An 18,282-nucleotide genomic window follows, 5' to 3' on the forward strand; every position below is an offset into this window, starting at 1 on the left:
AATGTTCAAAAAAGAACTATTATACAAAAAAGTTCAAAATAGAACAAATAAGAATATCAAGTTAAAAAAGAAGGTGAAAAAGTATGTTTGATGAACAATGGCAATTTGCAGTGGAGGTAGAACGAAAATACGCCAAGTACCGAAAAAAGGTCATGGTGCGTTATGATCTGTCAGCTGCGGAAGTGGATGTTCTGCTGTTTCTTGCGAATAACAGCCAGTTTGATCTTGCAGTGGATATTGTGCGTGTGCGGAAAATGCAGAAATCGCATGTTTCACTGGCAGTGAACAAGCTGTGTGAAAAAGGATACATTCAAAAAGAAACAGATGCGGCGGATCGCAAGAAAGTGCATTTGAAGCTAGAAGAAAGTGCATCAGAAATTATCCGCTTTGGACAGGATTGCCAGAGAGCGTTTGGAGAATCGTTGTTTTCCGGAATTTCCAGAGAAGACAGGGAAGAATTTCTCAGATTATGCGAGCTGATTCGGAGGAACGTGACGGAAAAATAAAAACGCTGAAAGCCAGAGAGAAGAACATAATAGAAAAATAAGACAAAACAAAAACAGAAAGAGGAGGAAAACAGTCATCTGCCCCTAAATGGCAAAGTACAGGAAAAGTGCAACGGATCTAAGCGGATGACAGAAAAACTATGACAATAACACAACTTATCGTATGTATTGTGGCTGGTCTTGGCGCCGGCCTTGGCACGGGACTTGCGGGACTCTCCGCAGCGGCCGTTGTTTCACCGATGCTGATTACCTTTTTACACATGCCGGCTTATCAGGCGATTGGCATTGCGCTGGCATCGGATGTGCTGGCATCAGGAGTAAGTGCCTGGACTTATAAAAAGAATAAAAACATTGATATCCGCCATGGCGTGATTATGCTGATATCTGTTCTGATTTTTACACTGGTCGGCAGCTTCGTATCTTCGCTTGTGCCAAATGGAACCATGGGCGGATTTTCGAAAGTGATGACACTGTTTGTCGGACTGAAATTTATCATCCGTCCGATTATGACAACGAAAGAAGTACAGGCAAATAAATCAGAAAAACAGAAAATCCAGCAGTCGATTCTCTGCGGTGTTGTGATTGGATTTATCTGTGGATTTGTCGGAGCAGGCGGTGGCATGATGCTGCTTCTGGTGCTGACCAGCGTGCTTGGATATGAACTGAAAACAGGAGTTGGAACGAGCGTCTTTATTATGACCTTTACAGCTCTGACCGGTGCGATCTCCCATTTTTATATCGGCGGCGCGCCGGACATTCCAATTCTGATTGCCTGTGTCATCAGTACCCTGGTCTTTGCACAGATTGGAGCGAAATGGGCCAACGGGGCAAATGTGAAAATGTTGAACCGCGTGACGGGAATTTTGCTTTGTGCGCTGGGAGTGGTGATGCTGTTTTTCTAACTACGTCGACTGACACTTTAGAAGTTTTCAAATATGATTTAACCAAATCAAGGAAGTCCCTTGCTTCCATGGTGAAAAACAATAAGCAGCGAATCGGATTGAGAATATCTGCTGCTATATAGGAAAAAATCCTGTGGGACATGAACTGCCTCCCAATCTTCAAAATGGAAAGCGGAAGATTGAGAGATAGTTTAACGTCTTGCAGGATTTTTTCTATCATAAAACTATAGATTTTACGCAGATAACCTCAAAATCAGAAAATGGTGTACAACTGGATGAAAAATAAATCAGGATCTCATCGCACCATCCACGGAAAGAATTTCTCCGGTTACATACGAAGCCATATCGCTTGCCAGGAAGAGGAATGCGTTTGCAATGTCTTCTGCCTCACCAATTCTTCGAAGAGGAATGCGGTTGATGAGTGGATCAATCATTTCTTTTGGAAGTGCGGCAACCATATCGGTACGGGTGATGCCAGGTGCAACCGCGTTTACACGGATATGGAAAGGACCAAGTTCCCGTGCGAGGGACCAGGTCAGACCGTTGACCGCATATTTACTGGATGGATAGGCAACGCCGCCCGGCTGGCCGCAGATGCTGACCATTGAGCTGGTATTTAAAATACAGCCGCCGCCCTGTTCTTTCATAATAGCAACGGTTGGAAGGATGCCGTTCATCATGGCGTTGACATTTAGATCCATGACACTGGCAAAGCGCTCTGCGGTATACTTGTCAATTGGCGTACTGTCTGAGACACCGGCGTTGTTCACAAGAATATCGATTTTGCCGTATTTTTCTTTGACTTTGTTGATCTCATCTACCATGGCAGCTGCATCGGTCAGCTTTGGCCATGCACCGGAAACTTCCCAGTCCGGGTTTTCTTCTTTTAAAGATGCAACCGCTTTTGCAACGGTCTCTTCCCGGGATCCGAACAGGACGACTTTCGCGCCGTTCTGCAGAAATTTGTGCACAATGGCATAGCCGATTCCTCTGGTTCCGCCGGTAACAATTGCAACTTTATCTTTTAACATCATACCATTCACCCGATCCCGTTTTTTCGTATCAATGAAAACTGATTATGCAGGCTGTAGTTTTTATTTTTTTAACGATTCGGAGAAAAATGAATTTTGCATGAAAAATCATTTGACTCTGAATGACGATTCGTTTTGGAGAATACAAAAAACGGGATATTTCCTTTCTCTTAAATTTTGTTGCAAATCTTTTCCTTTACTATACGGGATATCGTTGGTGGACAGTCAATGCAAATTTTTTCAGAAATAAACAGCATTCTTTTCTCAAAAGCAGAAGATTTCTATGGAAAAAGAGAATTGTTACGTGGCTTTTTGAGGGAAAACAGGATATAATAGGAAACAAAAGTATACACCAGGTGTATGCTTTTATAAAATCAAAACGAAAAAAAGCGGAAAAACAGAAAGAAAAAGAGTGAAAAAAAGAGAAACGGTCAGAATGCGGGGGAATGACTGGACAAAAGGAAAAACGGGGTGCAACAATGAGGATTCAGGAAGTAATCAAAAAAACAGGATTGTCCAGGAGGACGGTTTATTATTATATCGATCAGAAGATGATCTCGCCTGTTGTTGATGAACATAACGGTTACCATGATTTTTCAGAAGCAGATATTCAAAAACTTTTTATCATCCGCAAGCTGCGCGAGGCAGGACTTTCACTGGCGGATATCCGCGCGATTCTTCACAAGCCGCGCACAACACCATTTTATCTGCATAAACAGCTGAATGCACTCCAGTCGCAGATGCTTACCATTCAGCAGACGATCAGCGAAATGGATCGTCTGAGCGGACAGCTTCCTGTGTGCCAGTCGCTTGAACAGCTTGCGGGGATGCTTGCAGATACCGATTTTTGCCCGGAAGATCCTACCCGGAATCAGATGGAATCCCGGGATGCCCGGCTGCTGGCACAGTATTTGTGGATGGCATATCTGGATACGCCGGTTACGGAATATCAGCAGTTTTTGTGGCAGAAAATCACACAGCATACGATTGAGCACGCAGGTACGGATTTGAAAATGATGTCCCGTTATTTACAGTACATTTCTCCGGAGCAGATTGATGCGACGAATATCAACCAGTATCTGCGCAATCAGAAAATTATCTCTCTGACGGAGGAAGATTATCCGGGTTTTGTGGAAGAGCTGAAAGTTTCTTTGCTTGCATTTGCGGCAGATCCGGTACAGCAGGAAAAATGGCGTCTTTTTTATCAGCCGGTGATCCATCCGACGGCGTTGTTCTGTGTATCCGTGAGCGGATGGATGCGGGAATTTCATCCGGCATACCGCCGCTATTATGAAAACACGCACACCTGCTGCCGGATGCTGAAAGATTTTATGGACAGTGATGAGGGAGCAGCGCTGAATGCGACACTGCGGGAGGCATTCCAGGGAAATTGTGATGTGCGTACAGGATATTACGGAGAACTGGAAGTGGCGGCAACATTCCATAAAAGTATTTATGCATTGCTGCCGCCAGAGAAGATCCGAAAATTTCTGGAAGAAAATTCAGATGAAAAATGATCTGGTTTTAGGATTCTGTTTTTATCATTCGAAGCGAGGATGCCCGGGGAACAAGTGTCACCGGCAGTACAATTTTTTCCGGTTCCGCCGCAGGGTTTTCCAGTGCGGAAAGGAGAATCCGGCTGGCTTCCCGTCCGATGCTTTCAAAGTCCTGATGAATAGAGGTAATTTCAAGACTCCGGCTGAGACTCGTGTCATCAAAACCACAGAGGCAGAGATCTTCCGGAATCCTAAGGCCAATGGTACGGCAGGCGAGAAAGATGAGTTCGGCAACCTGATCATTTTCTGCGAGAAGTGCAGTAATTCCATTTTGCCGCAGGGTAAGGAGCTGCTGTTGAAAAGGTGTGATTTCTGTTGAAAGGGCATCTTCTGTAGAAAGTGCATGTGGCCAGGTGATAAGCTGCCGGGAATCGGGCATGATTCCGGCGGCTTTTATTTCGTGCAAAAATCCGCCGAAACGATCACGGACCGACGAGGTTTCGGAAAGGGGAGCTGTTGTGAAAAAGGCGATGTTGCGATGCCCTTGTTCCAGAAGGTGGCGGGTGAGCTGCCGTCCGCCATCGTAATTGTCGCAGACAACATTGTTTAAATACGGACAGTCGGTCTGCTTGTCGATGATGACAACCGGGCGGTTTGCAAACAGGAAATCGTTTAACTGTTCCAGGTGGATATTGTCACGCTTGGGATAGTAGACAAGTCCGGCGATGTTCTGAGAACGGAGCAGTTCCAGTGTCGTACGTTCCTTCGGAGAGGAAGAGCCGGTGATATGAATGCTTAAAAAGTATCCTTTTTCGGCCAGTGCGGCACTTAAGGAACCAATCGTTTCCGAAATGTTTCCCTGTGTTGTGGCAAAGGGAAGCAGCAGGGAAACCATTTTTGATTTGCTGTCGTTTTCTGATGCGGAGGAGGAAACCGGTGGGATTTTCTGCGAGACAAAGCTTCCGACGCCGCGTTTTCGATACAGGATTCCCTGCTGTTCCAGATCTTCAATCGCCCGCTTTGCTGTGATGCGGCTTACCTCATATTGCTCCGAGAGCATTTTTTCCGTGCAGAACACGGCATCGGAAGAAAACTGTCCGGTGCGGATGCGCTCTAAAAGAGCTTCTTTGATGATTTCATATTTGGGTTTCGTTATTCTTTTATTTCTATCCATGTCTGTAAAATTCCTCAAATAGTATGATTGGTGACAACTGTATTTGTAAAAGTGTGATATCGACTTGCTTTGTATTATAATCTCGGGAAAAAGATAAGTCAAACTAAAAATGATATATCAAATAAAAAGAAAATGATATAAAATCATGGAAAAACGTAGAAATACTTGACAGAAGCATTGCGTTTTTTTATGATATGATATATCAAATCAACACGGCAATACAGGAACAAGACTTAATATAGAAAGAGTTTTAAGTTTGAAAATCATTTTTATAACAGGAGGAAACACATCATGAAAACAACTGTTCATATTATTTCCCATTCCCACTGGGACAGAGAGTGGTATCAGTCTTTTGAAAAACACAGAATGAAACTGATTGAGCTGGTAGACAATATTTTGGAAAAAGCAGAGAACGATCCGGAATTTGGTGGATTTTTCCTGGATGGACAGACGATTGCCCTGGACGATTACCTGGAAGTGCGCCCGGAAAAACGCGAGCAGGTGGAAAAATGCGTCCGTGAAGGAAAAATCCAGACTGGCCCGTGGTACATTCTGCAGGATGAGTTTCTGACCAGCGGTGAGGCATGTGTCCGCAATCTTCAGGTCGGCATGCAGGAAGCAGCGCGTTACGGAGCGATCGGAAATGTCGGTTATTTCCCGGATGCATTCGGAAATGCGGGACAGATGCCGCAGGTGCTGAAGCAGGCGGGCATGGATGCGGTTGTGTTCGGACGCGGTGTAAAACCGATCGGACCGAATAATGAGGTAACCGGAGGACAGTATGAGTCCACGTATTCCGAAATGATGTGGGCATCCCCGGACGGAACGAAACTGCCGGGTATTCTGTTTGCAAACTGGTATAACAACGGAGTGGAGATTCCGGTGGATGAGGCAGAAGCAAAAGTTTACTGGGACAAAAAACTGGCCGATGCGAGAAAATTTGCGGCAACACATCAGCTTCTGATGATGAACGGATGCGACCATCAGCCATTGCAGAAGGACATTACCGAGGCAATCCGTGTCGCACGGAAACTATACCCGGACATTGAATTTATTCATTCGGATTTCAAAACCTATGTAAAGGCAATGGAAAAAGAAATTTCCGAGAATTTCTCTACGGTAAAGGGCGAGCTGACAAGTCAGGAAACAGACGGAAGATGGACTCTGGCAAACACCGCTTCTTCCTGGATGGGACTGAAAGTGGACAACCGTGCCGGCGAAACAGCGCTGGAGCGGAAAGCAGAACCGGCGGCAGCCATGGCAGAGGTGCTTGGCAAAGCATACCCGGAAGACCAGATGATTTACAGCTGGAAAAAGCTGATGCAGAATCATCCGCATGACAGCATCTGCGGCTGCAGCGTCGATGAAGTAAATGAAGAAATGAAAACCCGCTTTGCGAAGAGCAGACAGGTGGCGGATGCGATTTACGATGAGAGTGTAGAATACCTGACCGATCAGGTGAATACCGCGGCACTTCCTGGAAACAGTGAAAAGATTCCGTTCGTTGTATGGAATACTTCTGGCACCGCGAAAAAACAGGTCATTGCAAAAGAACTGCATCTGTTCCGCGATTACAATCTGTTTGTATGGGATGGTTATGAGGCGGCCGAGGCGGTAGAAATGCCAAATCTGGTGCTTCGCGATGCAAACGGAAATGCAGTTCCGGCAAAAATCGAAAATGCAGGAATTTCCTTCGGATATGATCTGCCGGATGACCGGTTCCGTCAGCCATATATGGCAAAGAAGGTGCTGGTAACGTTTGAGGCAGAAGTTCCGGCGATGGGATATGCAACATATTATCTGGAGCAGGCAGAGCCGGATCAGAACCAGGAAACCTCTGCAGATTTTGCGAATGAGCGCGTTCTGGAAAATGAAAACCTGAAAGTTACGGTCAATGAGGACGGTTCCTACCAGATTCTGAATAAGGAAACCGGAAGAACGTATGAAAATCTGGGATTCTATGAAGATACCGGAGATATGGGAAATGAATATATTTATATTCAGGACTCTGGAAAACAGACAATCACAACGAAAGGCATGAAAGCTGAGATTCGCTGTGTGGAGAAAAATGCATTCCGCACGGTAGTTGAGATCTGTCACGAAATGATGATTCCGTCCGGTATGGGAGAGAAACTGCAGAGACAGCGTGAGATGTGTATTGACCCATATACGCGTGTGGCAAACCGTTCGAAAGAACTGGTTCCGATGGAAGTAAAGACGGTTCTGACACTGGAAAAATCGGGAAAAGGTCTGCATGTCGCAACGACGATCTGTAATCAGGCAAAGGATCACAGAGTCCGCGTTGTAATGCCGACGGGTCTGAATACGTCTACGCATTTGGCAGATTCTGCCTTTGAGGTTGTAAAGAGAAATAACCGTCATAATGATACCTGGACGAATCCCTGCGGATGTGAAAGACAGCAGTGTTTTGCTGCAATGGAAGATGAGACAAATGGTCTTCTTGTGGCAAACCGCGGATTGTATGAATATGAGGTTCTGGCGGATGAGGAGAATGCGATTGCGGTAACGCTGCTTCGCTCCGTTGCGGAGATGGGTGACTGGGGTTATTTCCCGACGCCAAAGGCGCAGCAGATCGGAACGTTTACCCTGGAGTTTGAAGTTGTGCCGTATGCAGCCGGTAAGACGGGCGAGGCATTTACCGAGGGTTACGCATTCCAGCAGGATCTGACAGCAGCACAGGCCGGTCTTTCGAAAGCATGGCTCAGAAAGCCGGGTCAGGTAAAACCGGAACTCGTATCGGGCGAGATGCCGCTGGAAATGAGCTTCCTCCGCTTTGAAGGGGAAGGAATTCATCTGACGGCGTTTAAGAAGGGACTTGCAAAGGACGATCTGTTTGTGCGGTTTGTGAACAATATGCCGCAGGATGAGGTGTTTTCCTTCCGAAAGGAGAGCTGGATGAAAGAGGTTTACCGCAGTAATGTAGTGGAAGAGAAGGGTGAGGTACTTTGCCCGGATGAGAACGGGGTGTATCATGTGACACTCCGGGAGTTTGAGATTGCGACATTTGGGGTTGTGAAATAACGGCTGGCGCGTGAGCTGGGAGTGAGAACGGGAGGAAAGTCTGGATCCGCCTGAAGGGCGGATCGGCGCAAGATGGTTGAAAAGAATAGGATGGAAAAAGCAAGAATGTGCTGGACTTTAGAGGGGACAAGTTATATGCTGGAAATATGAGAAAAATTTCCAAAGGAGGGTTTTTAAGATGCAGAAATGGACGAGCAGGATTGAGACCCCGATCAAGGCAGAGCTGATTTGTTATGATGTGAATGGAATTCATATTGTGTTTGGGGTGACGGAAGAGAATCAGCTGAAGCTGTTTCATTTTTCACATGCACCGTTTGACGCGGAGAATCTTTGCCGGAAGCCGGATGGAGTGTGGATGATGGAAGGAATGCGGGAAGCTCAGATTAAGGAGAGCTTCCAGCTGGTGCAGGTGAATTTTTCGGGGTATAACCGGCCGTATGAGAAGCATGGAAATAAGTATATTGTGACGGCTCCGGGATTTATGCTGAAGTTTGATTCCATTTCCGAGGAGAGAAATGAGAACGGGGATCTGCTTCGGATTGTGCAGTCGGATGATGTGACGGGCGCGAAGGTGGAGTCTGTGATGCAGTTTTTTGATGGGATTCCGGTTGCGAGAATGTACAATACAGTGACGAACGAAGGAAAGGAAGACCAGACACTGGAGTACATTTCGAGTTTTAGTTACTGGGGTATTGAGAAGGAACAGAAAGAGGGAATTCCAGAGCTTGTCAGCTCGGATGACAAGATGTCGATGGTTGTGGTTCACAATGGATGGCAGAAGGAGCTGACGGTGAAGAAGTACCGGTTTGCAGATCTTGGCATGGCGCAGACGCAGCCGCATAATTATCAGAGAACTTCGAAGACGATTGAGATTACGAATACGGGCAACTGGTCGGCGAAGGAATATGTGCCGATGGGATATATTGGAAACAGTGTGGCAGATTCGAGTCTGTTTTTTGAAATTGACCACAGTGGTTCCTGGCATTATGAGATCGGAGATCAGAACTGCCATTTTTATCTGGCGGTGAGCGGTCCGACAGAGATTCAGTCACACTGGTCGAAGAACCTGAAGCCGGGAGATTCCTTTACAACGGTTCCGGTGGCTGTCGGCGTAGGTCATGATGATTTCGAGGAAGCGATTGGTACTTTGACGAAGTACCGCAGAAAGATCCGCCGTCCGAACAAAGATAATGAAAATCTGCCGGTTATTTTCAATGATTATATGAATTGTCTGTTTGGAGATCCGACCACAGAAAAAGAGTTCCCGCTGGTGGATGCGGCAGAGAAGGCCGGATGTGAGTATTTTGTCATTGATGCCGGCTGGTATGCGGACGGCAACTGGTGGGACAGTGTCGGTGAGTGGCAGGAGAGTAAAAAGCGCTTTCCGAATGGAGTGCGTGAGGTGACGGATTATATTCGTTCGAAGGGCATGATTCCTGGTGTCTGGCTGGAGCTGGAGGTTATGGGTATCAACTGTAAGAAGGCTTCCATTCTGCCGGATGAGTGCTTCTTCCTGCGCCACGGCAAGCGTGTGTATGACAGAAGCCGTTATCAGCTGGATTTCCGTCATCCGCTTGTGATTGAGCATGTGACCGAAGTCATCGACCGTGTGGTACGGGACTACGGTGTCGGCTATATCAAGATGGACTACAATATTGAGCCTGGTATTGGTACGGAAGTGGATGCAGACAGTTTTGGAGACGGTCTTCTGGAGCATGAGAGAGCGTATCTGGCATGGCTGGATGGCATCTACAAAAAGTATCCGGATCTTGTCATTGAGAACTGCTCGAGCGGCGGTCTTCGGATGGACTATGCGATGCTGGCGCGAAACAGCATTCAGTCGACGAGCGATCAGGAGGATTACCGCAATTATGCGACGATTTCGGCGAATGCAGCCATCGGCGTGACGCCGGAGCAGGCGGCGATCTGGTCATATCCGCTGCGGGACGGCACAAAAGAGGAAGTTATTTTCAATATGGTCAATGCGCTGCTGCTTCGTATTCACCAAAGCGGCCATCTCGCAGAAATTTCGCCGGAGCGGTTTGAACTTGTAAAAGAGGGAATTGACTGCTACAAAGAGATCCGCAGCGGCATCAAGGACGGCGTTCCGTTCTGGCCGATGGGATGGGCAGACAATGAAGAAAAACACCTCGCAGCCGGAATCCGTGTGCCGGGAGATGTAATTTATCTTGGTGTGTGGAGACGCGGCGGAGAGGCTGATTTTGAAGTTCCGCTGAACCGGGCATTCCCAGGGAAAGAGCTGGAGTTTTCCTGCATTTACCCGAAAGCATGCGGTGATGTGTTCCATTACGATGACTACAGTAAGACGCTGCAGATTCACTTCCCGGAGACATATATGGCGCGTCTGTTTCAGATTAAAGGGAAATAAAATTACATAAATCCCCGCCCGCGGAATAAATTGTATCGGAGTGTATCTGATAGGATTTTTCTGGGGAGGGGATTTTTTGCGTTTTCTTTCGGCGCTTTCAGATCTGATGGTTCCCGTGCTGATTTTTTATGTGGTCGGACTGGGGCTTTTGATGAAACAGGATGTGTTCGGCGATTTTCTGAACGGGGCGAAGGACGGCATGCGGACAGTGATCGGTATTGTGCCGACTCTGATCGGGCTGATGGCAGCGGTCGGTGTTCTGCGGTCATCGGGATTTCTGGAGGAATTTGGAAAACTGCTTGGAACCGTGCTGGAACCGGCGGGAATCCCGTCTGCGCTGGTACCGCTCGGTGTTGTGCGTCTCTTTTCCAACAGCGCGGCGGTGGGTCTTCTGCTGGATCTCTACAAAGAGGCGGGCTGTGACTCCTTTGCCGGACGGGCGGCATCGATTATGATGTCGTGCACGGAGACGGTTTTTTATACCATGGCAGTCTATTTTGGCGCGGTGCAGATCAAAAAAACACGGTACACATTGGCGGGCGCCTTGTTCTCTTCTCTTGTCGGAATGGCGGTCAGTATTGCCCTGGCAAAGGGAGTGTAAGGATTTTTTCTAATCATACCAGTGAAATGTGTTGACATTTCCATCCAACTGGAATAAGATGGAACCAACTTAAAACATACAAACTCAATAGGAAATAAGGAAATAGAGAAAAGAGCGCAAAAGTAAGGAGGAAATCAACGATGGCAAAGGTATATGACAGCATTCTGGATCTTGTGGGAAAGACACCGCTGGTAGAGTTGAAAAGAATTGAAGAAAAAGAAGGACTGCAGGCGAAACTGATCGCAAAGGTAGAATCCTTTAACCCGGCAGGTAGCGTAAAAGACCGTATTGCAAAAGCGATGATTGAGGATGCTGAAGCAAAAGGTCTCTTAAAAGAAGGTTCCGTTATCATTGAGCCGACTTCCGGAAACACCGGAATCGGACTGGCAGCGGCAGCAACCGTAAAAGGCTATCGCATGATCCTTACCATGCCGGAGACAATGAGTGTGGAGCGCCGCAATATTGTAAAAGCATACGGCGCAGAAGTTGTTCTGACCGATGGAACGAAGGGAATGAAGGGTGCAATCGAGAAAGCCGATGAGCTTGCCAAAGAGATTCCGAACAGCTTTATCGCAGGCCAGTTTGTGAACCCGGCAAACCCGGCAACCCACAAAAAGACAACAGGACCGGAGATCTGGGAAGATACCGATGGAGAGGTTGACATCTTCGTTGCTGGTGTCGGCACTGGCGGAACGATCACCGGAACGGGTGAGTATTTAAAAGAGAAAAAACCGGAAGTAAAAATTGTAGCAGTAGAGCCGGCATCCTCACCGGTACTGTCTGAGGGTGTTTCCGGACCGCATAAAATCCAGGGAATCGGCGCAGGTTTCGTGCCGGAGACTCTGAATACCAGCATTTACGATGAAATCATCAAGGTAGAAAATGAGGATGCTTTCGAGACCGGAAAATATCTGGCAGCCGAGGAAGCGATTCTCGCAGGAATTTCCTCCGGAGCAGCTCTGTATGCAGCAATCCAGCTTGCAAAACGAGAGGAAAATAAAGGCAAAACCATCGTTGTGCTCCTGCCGGATAACGGAGACAGATACTATTCCACAGCCCTGTTTGCCAAATAAAAGGGAACAGCTTCAGATTTTAAAATAATAGATATCAGCGAACACTGCCATCCGCGGCATTTTCTCTCCACCGCGAATGGCAGTTTCGCATATTAATTTATACCAGAAAGGGAACTTTACTTATGACACTACAACAGCTTCGCTACGTAATTCAGGCCGCAGACTCCAGATCCATGAATGAGGCGGCAAAGGCACTCTATATTTCACAGCCGAGTCTCTCTGAAGCAATCAAGGAGCTGGAAAAAGAGATCGGAATTGAGCTGTTCAAGCGCAGCAGCCACGGAACAGTACTGACCCCGGAGGGAGAGGAGTTTCTGGGTTACGCACGTCAGGTCACAGACCAGTATCAGCTTCTCGAAAACCGCTATATTTATCGCACCAAGGGAAAGAAAAAATTCAGCGTGTCGATGCAGCATTACAGTTTTGCCGTAAAGGCGTTTGTGGAGCTAGTGAAGCAGTTTGGTATGGATGAGTACGAGTTTGCGGTTTATGAGACGAGAACGTATGATGTGCTGATGGATGTAAAGAACTTCAAGAGCGAGCTTGGGATCTTATATCGGAATGACTTTAATGCGAAGGTGCTGAACAAGCTGCTGAAGGACAATAACCTTGAGTTCCACGACCTGTTTTCCTGTGGAACGTACGTCTATCTCTGGAAGGATCATCCGCTTGCAGATCAGGCAGAGATCACTATGGAGGAGCTAAAGGAATATCCGTGCCTGTCCTTTGATCAGGGAAGCAACAATTCGTTCTTCCTGGCAGAGGAAGTGCTTTCGACGTATGAATATAAGAGAATCATTAAGGCAAATGACCGTGCGACCATGCTGAATCTGATGGTCGGACTGAATGGCTATACGCTCTGCTCCGGCATTATCTGTGAGGAATTAAACGGCAGTGACTACCGCGCTGTGCCGCTTCACGCGGAGGAAAACATGATGATCGGTTATATTTCCAGGAAGAGTATGTCGATCAGCGCACTGGGACAGCAGTATTTGGAAGAAATTCGGAAATATAAGGAGCTTGTGCTGTAAAAAAGGAGAAACAAGAAGACTTTAACCGAATCAAGTAAGTCCCCTGCTTCCATTGCGAAAAGCAATAAGCAGTGGGTGGGGACTTGCTTGTATCAGGAGTGGTACAAGCCACTCCTGATAAGCTGCGAAGCAGCTATTCGGTTATGAGCAAGTAGCGAAGCGGATTGCGAATATCCGCTTTGACTCTCTGGAGTGTGTTTGAAAAAGGCTTTTCGCAAGCTGCGAGTCCCATCTTGTGGGAGATGAATTACATTTGTTATCTTGTTTTATGTAGCATGATTGGATATAGAAATTTCAGAAGAAAAAATATTGGCGATAAAGAATAGCTATAGGAAAACCCTATAACCAGCCATCAATTTTCTATATTGGACAAAGCAGAAGACTGTCGCTATAATAATCCTTGTAAACAGATAGGAAATATCACCAAAACGAGAGGAAGCGAAGTGAATGAGAGCAGTTTTCGCAGAGAATCGAATTGTGATCTATGATGTCATGTGTTGCAGCGTAAGCAGATAAAACCGAAAGAAAACGGAGCCGCATTGCAGCATGGACAAAACAAGATGGCAACCGGTTCCGATAAATAATAGAAAATCGAACATGAAAAGAAATAGAAAAACGAAAAACAGAACAGGAGAATACAATCATGAGCAAAAAAACAAGAGCAGAAAGAAATCTTAAATTTGAAACCTTACAGCTTCACGTAGGACAGGAAAATCCGGATCCGGCAACCGGAGCAAGAGCAGTGCCGATCTATCAGACCTCTTCTTTCGTATTCAATAACTCCGATCATGCGGCAGCAAGATTCGGACTCCAGGATGCAGGAAACATCTACGGCCGTCTAACCAACCCGACCGAGGACGTTTTCGAGCAGAGAATGGCAGCACTGGAGGGCGGCGTTGCAGCACTTGCCGTAGCTTCCGGAGCAGCAGCTATCAACTACACCATCATCAACCTGGCTCAGAAGGGCGACCACATCGTATCCGCAAAGAACATCTATGGCGGTTCCTACAACCTTCTGGCACACACCCTTCCACAGTACGGCATCAGCACCACATTTGTTGATGTATTCGATCTGGATGAGGTTCGCGCAGCCGTTCAGGAGAACACAAAAGCCATTTATATCGAGACCCTCGGAAACCCGAACTCTGATGTTGTCGATATCGAAGCACTTGCAAAAATTGCACATGAGAACAAAATTCCGCTGGTTGTCGATAATACCTTCGCAACTCCATACCTCGTTCGTCCGATCGAGTACGGCGCAGACATCGTTGTTCATTCCGCAACTAAATTTATCGGCGGTCACGGAACTACCCTTGGCGGTGTGATCGTAGACAGCGGTAAATTCGACTGGGAGGGATCCGGCAAATTCGCATCCCTGACCGAGCCAAACCCGAGCTACCACGGCATCAGCTTCACAAAAGCAGTTGGACCTGCTGCATTCGTTACAAAAGTACGTGCGATCCTTCTTCGTGATACCGGAGCTACGCTTTCTCCGTTCAATTCCTTCCTGCTTCTGCAGGGACTTGAGACACTGTCTCTCCGTGTAGAGCGTCATGTAGAGAACGCGCTGAAGGTTGTAAAATATCTGGAGAGCCAGCCACAGGTAGAAAAAGTACATCATCCGTCTGTATCCGATGATCCGGAGCAGCAGGCACTGTACGCAAAATACTTCCCGAACGGCGGCGGTTCCATCTTCACCTTCGAAATCAAAGGTGATGCACAGAAAGCAAAAGATTTCATCGACAATCTGGAGCTGTTCTCCCTGCTGGCTAACGTTGCCGACGTAAAATCTCTGGTGATCCATCCGGCAACCACTACACACAGCCAGTGCACCGAGGAAGAACTGCTGGATCAGGGAATCAAACCAAACACCATCCGTCTTTCCATCGGTACCGAGAACATCGACGATATCATCGAGGATCTGGATGAGGCATTTGAGGCAGTTCAGTAAAAAGGATACAAAGCAAAAGAGAATATAAAAAAGCATACAAAAAAGAAGCGTGTTTGAAAAAACAAACATGCTTCTTTTTTGGGCTTAGATAAACCGCATGGGAAATTATGATGCCAGAGCGTATTATGAATCGAATGCCAGTGCCAGTACATCACACTGTTCGCGCCGGAGGCAAGATGGCTGTAAGCCTGCTGGCGGAGCTGGCCCTTGTATGGCATCCATCCTGGAAATCCCTGTGCCTCGGTTTCCATAACAAGATAGTTGTCGTTTTTCAGAGAACGAATCATATCACCGCCAAACGCGATTTCCACACCGGTCAGATCATCCTGGGTCGGATGGTAAATATCGGTTCCGGCGATCGTCAGACATTTTACCAGCTATTTTTGTTTTTGCCTGCTATTAACCATAGGTCTGTCTCATGCTGCGTCAGCGTTACGCCGCTGGCATGTTTGAAAGCACCAGAAGCGTGTTTTTATACGGGATTTTGAATAAAAAAGACAAATGATTTCAGCGTCTGTGCAGAGATATTTCCCGGCTTTTTTGATGCTTTCATTTTGAGCGGATACGCGGCACCGATCACAAGAGGCGGTGCGTCGCGCAGAGGAACGGCGGTGACGTTTGGGTGGTGGAACAATGCAAAGTTACTCCCGGCAAACAGGCTTAAGGCTTCGCCGACTTCCACGGAGCTTATCATGGATTCCAGGCGGGCAGTGCGCAGGATGTGCGGTTTTTGGTCTGCCTTTTCAAATAGTTGCATACAGAGCTGATAAATCGAGGTATAGGGATGCATAAGAATCAGAGGTTCTCTGGCAATGTCAGCGATTGTCAGGGAAGATTTTTCTGCAAGCGGATGATCGATGGGGAGCATCACACAGAGACGATCCTTTGCGAGAGGTACAAAGTGATATTTCTGCGGTGAAATCATGGAATCCCGTGCAATGACAAGATCAAAACGACCGGACTGCAGACCGTCCATCAGCTCGTTTTCTTCACACTCTTCCAGCATCAGTTCAACCTCCGGATGCGTATGTGCGAAAGCGCGGATGCGGGAGGTGAGATGATACTGCGTCAGAAACGGAAGAGAGCCGACGCGGAGCGGCTGGCGTTCCGACTCTTTAAAGTGGCGCATTTTCTGCAGCATCTGATGATACTGGCGGGAGAGCTCTGAGGCTTCCTGGCAGAACAGCTCGCCTGCCGGAGTCAGAACCGCCTGGCGGCGGGTGCGGTCGAAGAGGGTGAGATTCAGTTCGGATTCCAGCTTCTGGATCTGCTTCGAGAGCGTGGACTGTGCGATATGAAGATTTTCTGCAGCTTCTAAAAAAGTGTCGCATCGGACGGTCATCAGAAAAAAGTCGATCTGTTCCATGGTCATAAGAGAGAACCTCCTTTTGAAAATCATTCTATTTCATTCATTCCATTCTGGAAACAATTGTACCACAGATCGAATTGATTCCACAAAGGTTTCTTTTTAAAATAAAAAAGGATAAAACATGCAGCAGGGAAAGTGGATGGAGAGGATCCGATGGATTTGCTGGCTGAATGGAGTACAAAAAAGAACATTCTATGAGACAGTTTTGATTTGGGGAATAAGGAGAATGATTATGGCTGAAAAAGTAAGAGATCTGCGCAGTGCGCTGGAACGATTGAAAAATATGCCGGGACAGCTTGCCGAGACGGATGTTGCAGTTGATCCGATGGCGGAGCTTGCCGGAGTTTACCGCTATGTCGGCGCGGGCGGAACGGTAAAACGTCCGACGAAAGAAGGACCGGCAATGATTTTCCGCAATATCAAAGGCCACCCGGACGCAAGTGTTGCGATCGGTGTCCTGGCGAGCCGGAAGCGTGTGGCTGCACTTCTGGACTGTGAGCCGGAGAATCTTGGGAAAATGCTGTATCACAGCGTGGAAAAGCCGGTTGCACCGGTGGAATTTCAGGGTGCGCCGCTGTGTCAGGAGGTTGTGCATCTGGCTGACGATCCCGATTTTGATCTGAACCGCCTCGTCCCGGCACCGACCAACACGCCGGATGACGCAGGCCCGTACATCACGCTTGGCATGTGTTACGCTTCTCACCCGGATACCGGGCTGCACGATGTGACGATTCACCGTCTCTGTATTCAGGGAAAAGACGAACTTTCGATTTTCTTCACGCCGGGTGCACGCCATATCGGTGCGATGGCAGACCGTGCGGAGGAGCTTGGCCAGAAACTGCCGATTTCCATCAGCATCGGCGTCGATCCTGCGATTGAGATCGGTTCCTGCTTTGAGCCGCCGACAACACCGCTTGGTTACGATGAGCTTTCGGTTGCAGGTGCGCTGCGGAAAGAGCCGGTGGAACTGTGCCATTGCGTTTCGGTAAATGAGATGGCAATTGCGAATGCAGAGTATGTGATCGAGGGCGAGGTTATCCCGGGCGTGCGTGTGCAGGAAGATCAGAACAGCCACACCGGTTACGCCATGCCGGAATTCCCGGGTTATACCGGTCCGGCGAGCGATCAGTGCCGCCTGATTAAAGTAAAAGCGGTAACACACCGGCGAAATCCGATCATGCAGACCTGCATCGGACCAAGCGAGGAACATGTTTCCATGGCGGGCATTCCGACGGAAGCGAGTATCTATGGTATGGTAGAAAAAGCAATGCCGGGACGACTCCGGAATGTGTACTGTGGTTCTGCGGGCGGCGGAAAATATATGGCTGTTCTTCAGTTTAAAAAGCTTGGTCCAAGTGATGAGGGAAGACAGCGTCAGGCGGCGCTGCTGGCTTTTTCTGCATTCAGTGAACTGAAACATGTATTTCTCGTGGATGAGGACGTGGACTGCTTCGATATGAACGATGTCCTTTGGGCAATGAACACACGATTCCAGGGCGATGCGGATATCATCACGATCCCAGGTGTCCGGTGTCATCCGCTCGATCCGTCAAACGATCCGACGTGTTCGCCATCGATCCGCGATCACGGAATTGCATGCAAGACAATTTTTGACTGTACCGTGCCGTATGATCAGAAGAAAAGATTTGTGCGGGCGAGGTTTCTGGAAGTTGATCCGAAACACTGGCTGGACGAGGAATAAAAGCATGTTTTGCAA

At 47.6% G+C, this 18,282-nt stretch carries 14 protein-coding genes and 1 pseudogene; 10 read left to right on the forward strand and 5 right to left on the reverse strand.

Annotated features, from left to right (window positions below; translation table 11 throughout):
• Window positions 1-83: 83 nt before the first annotated feature.
• A complete protein-coding gene (locus DWY63_RS08025) occupies window positions 84-506 on the forward strand; it encodes a MarR family winged helix-turn-helix transcriptional regulator (protein WP_117801822.1) in 423 nt (140 codons plus the stop codon).
• Window positions 507-646: 140 nt separating this feature from the next.
• Complete coding sequence (locus tag DWY63_RS08030; protein WP_117801823.1) at window positions 647-1,408, forward strand: sulfite exporter TauE/SafE family protein; 762 nt, start codon at window positions 647-649, stop codon at window positions 1,406-1,408.
• A gap of 287 nt (window positions 1,409-1,695) precedes the next feature.
• Here the strand turns inward: DWY63_RS08030 and DWY63_RS08035 are convergent, their stop codons facing one another.
• A complete protein-coding gene (locus DWY63_RS08035) occupies window positions 1,696-2,442 on the reverse strand; it encodes an SDR family NAD(P)-dependent oxidoreductase (RefSeq protein WP_199596439.1) in 747 nt (248 codons plus the stop codon).
• A gap of 476 nt (window positions 2,443-2,918) precedes the next feature.
• Between DWY63_RS08035 and DWY63_RS08045 the strand changes: the two genes are divergently transcribed.
• Complete coding sequence (locus DWY63_RS08045; RefSeq protein ID WP_158568340.1) at window positions 2,919-3,956, forward strand: MerR family transcriptional regulator; 1,038 nt, start codon at window positions 2,919-2,921, stop codon at window positions 3,954-3,956.
• Between the two features lie 7 nt (window positions 3,957-3,963).
• Here DWY63_RS08045 and DWY63_RS08050 read toward each other — a convergent pair whose 3' ends face one another.
• Complete coding sequence (locus tag DWY63_RS08050; protein WP_117801826.1) at window positions 3,964-5,109, reverse strand: substrate-binding domain-containing protein; 1,146 nt, start codon at window positions 5,107-5,109, stop codon at window positions 3,964-3,966.
• Between the two features lie 291 nt (window positions 5,110-5,400).
• On the opposite strand from DWY63_RS08050, the gene DWY63_RS08055 reads away from it, so the two are divergent.
• The 5 genes from DWY63_RS08055 (at window position 5,401) to DWY63_RS08075 (ending at window position 13,245) form a co-directional block, all read left to right on the forward strand.
• On the forward strand, window positions 5,401-8,151 hold the full coding sequence (locus DWY63_RS08055; RefSeq protein ID WP_117801827.1) for an alpha-mannosidase: 2,751 nt from the start codon (window positions 5,401-5,403) through the stop codon (window positions 8,149-8,151).
• A 178-nt stretch (window positions 8,152-8,329) separates the two neighbouring features.
• Window positions 8,330-10,540: a glycoside hydrolase family 36 protein gene (locus tag DWY63_RS08060; RefSeq protein ID WP_117801828.1), complete on the forward strand. Its 2,211-nt coding sequence runs from the start codon at window positions 8,330-8,332 to the stop codon at window positions 10,538-10,540.
• Between the two features lie 76 nt (window positions 10,541-10,616).
• Window positions 10,617-11,141: a spore maturation protein gene (locus DWY63_RS08065; protein WP_117801829.1), complete on the forward strand. Its 525-nt coding sequence runs from the start codon at window positions 10,617-10,619 to the stop codon at window positions 11,139-11,141.
• A gap of 140 nt (window positions 11,142-11,281) precedes the next feature.
• On the forward strand, window positions 11,282-12,214 hold the full coding sequence (gene cysK, locus DWY63_RS08070) for a cysteine synthase A (protein ID WP_055226189.1): 933 nt from the start codon (window positions 11,282-11,284) through the stop codon (window positions 12,212-12,214).
• A 122-nt stretch (window positions 12,215-12,336) separates the two neighbouring features.
• Complete coding sequence (locus DWY63_RS08075) at window positions 12,337-13,245, forward strand: LysR family transcriptional regulator (RefSeq protein ID WP_117801830.1); 909 nt, start codon at window positions 12,337-12,339, stop codon at window positions 13,243-13,245.
• A 141-nt stretch (window positions 13,246-13,386) separates the two neighbouring features.
• Here DWY63_RS08075 and DWY63_RS19095 read toward each other — a convergent pair whose 3' ends face one another.
• Window positions 13,387-13,530 (reverse strand): DUF6783 domain-containing protein, encoded by a 144-nt coding sequence (locus DWY63_RS19095; RefSeq protein ID WP_416388132.1) that lies wholly within the window; start codon window positions 13,528-13,530, stop codon window positions 13,387-13,389.
• A 358-nt stretch (window positions 13,531-13,888) separates the two neighbouring features.
• Between DWY63_RS19095 and DWY63_RS08080 the strand changes: the two genes are divergently transcribed.
• A complete protein-coding gene (locus DWY63_RS08080; protein ID WP_117510022.1) occupies window positions 13,889-15,196 on the forward strand; it encodes an O-acetylhomoserine aminocarboxypropyltransferase/cysteine synthase family protein in 1,308 nt (435 codons plus the stop codon).
• A gap of 116 nt (window positions 15,197-15,312) precedes the next feature.
• Here DWY63_RS08080 and DWY63_RS18895 read toward each other — a convergent pair.
• Window positions 15,313-15,567, reverse strand: a pseudogene (locus DWY63_RS18895) (beta-galactosidase); the annotation flags it as partial.
• 101 nt (window positions 15,568-15,668) lie between these two features.
• Entirely contained in the window at window positions 15,669-16,568 is a 900-nt protein-coding gene (locus tag DWY63_RS08090) for a LysR family transcriptional regulator (RefSeq protein WP_158568341.1), read from the reverse strand.
• A 229-nt stretch (window positions 16,569-16,797) separates the two neighbouring features.
• On the opposite strand from DWY63_RS08090, the gene DWY63_RS08095 reads away from it, so the two are divergent.
• The gene (locus tag DWY63_RS08095) at window positions 16,798-18,267 is read left to right on the forward strand and encodes a UbiD family decarboxylase (RefSeq protein WP_117801832.1); all 1,470 of its coding nucleotides are present in this window, start codon (window positions 16,798-16,800) and stop codon (window positions 18,265-18,267) included.
• The last annotated feature ends 15 nt before the right edge of the window (window positions 18,268-18,282 follow it).

Origin of the sequence: Blautia sp. AF26-2, assembly GCF_003460955.1 — a bacterium.
Taxonomy (GTDB): Bacteria; Bacillota; Clostridia; order Lachnospirales; family Lachnospiraceae; genus Fusicatenibacter; species Fusicatenibacter saccharivorans.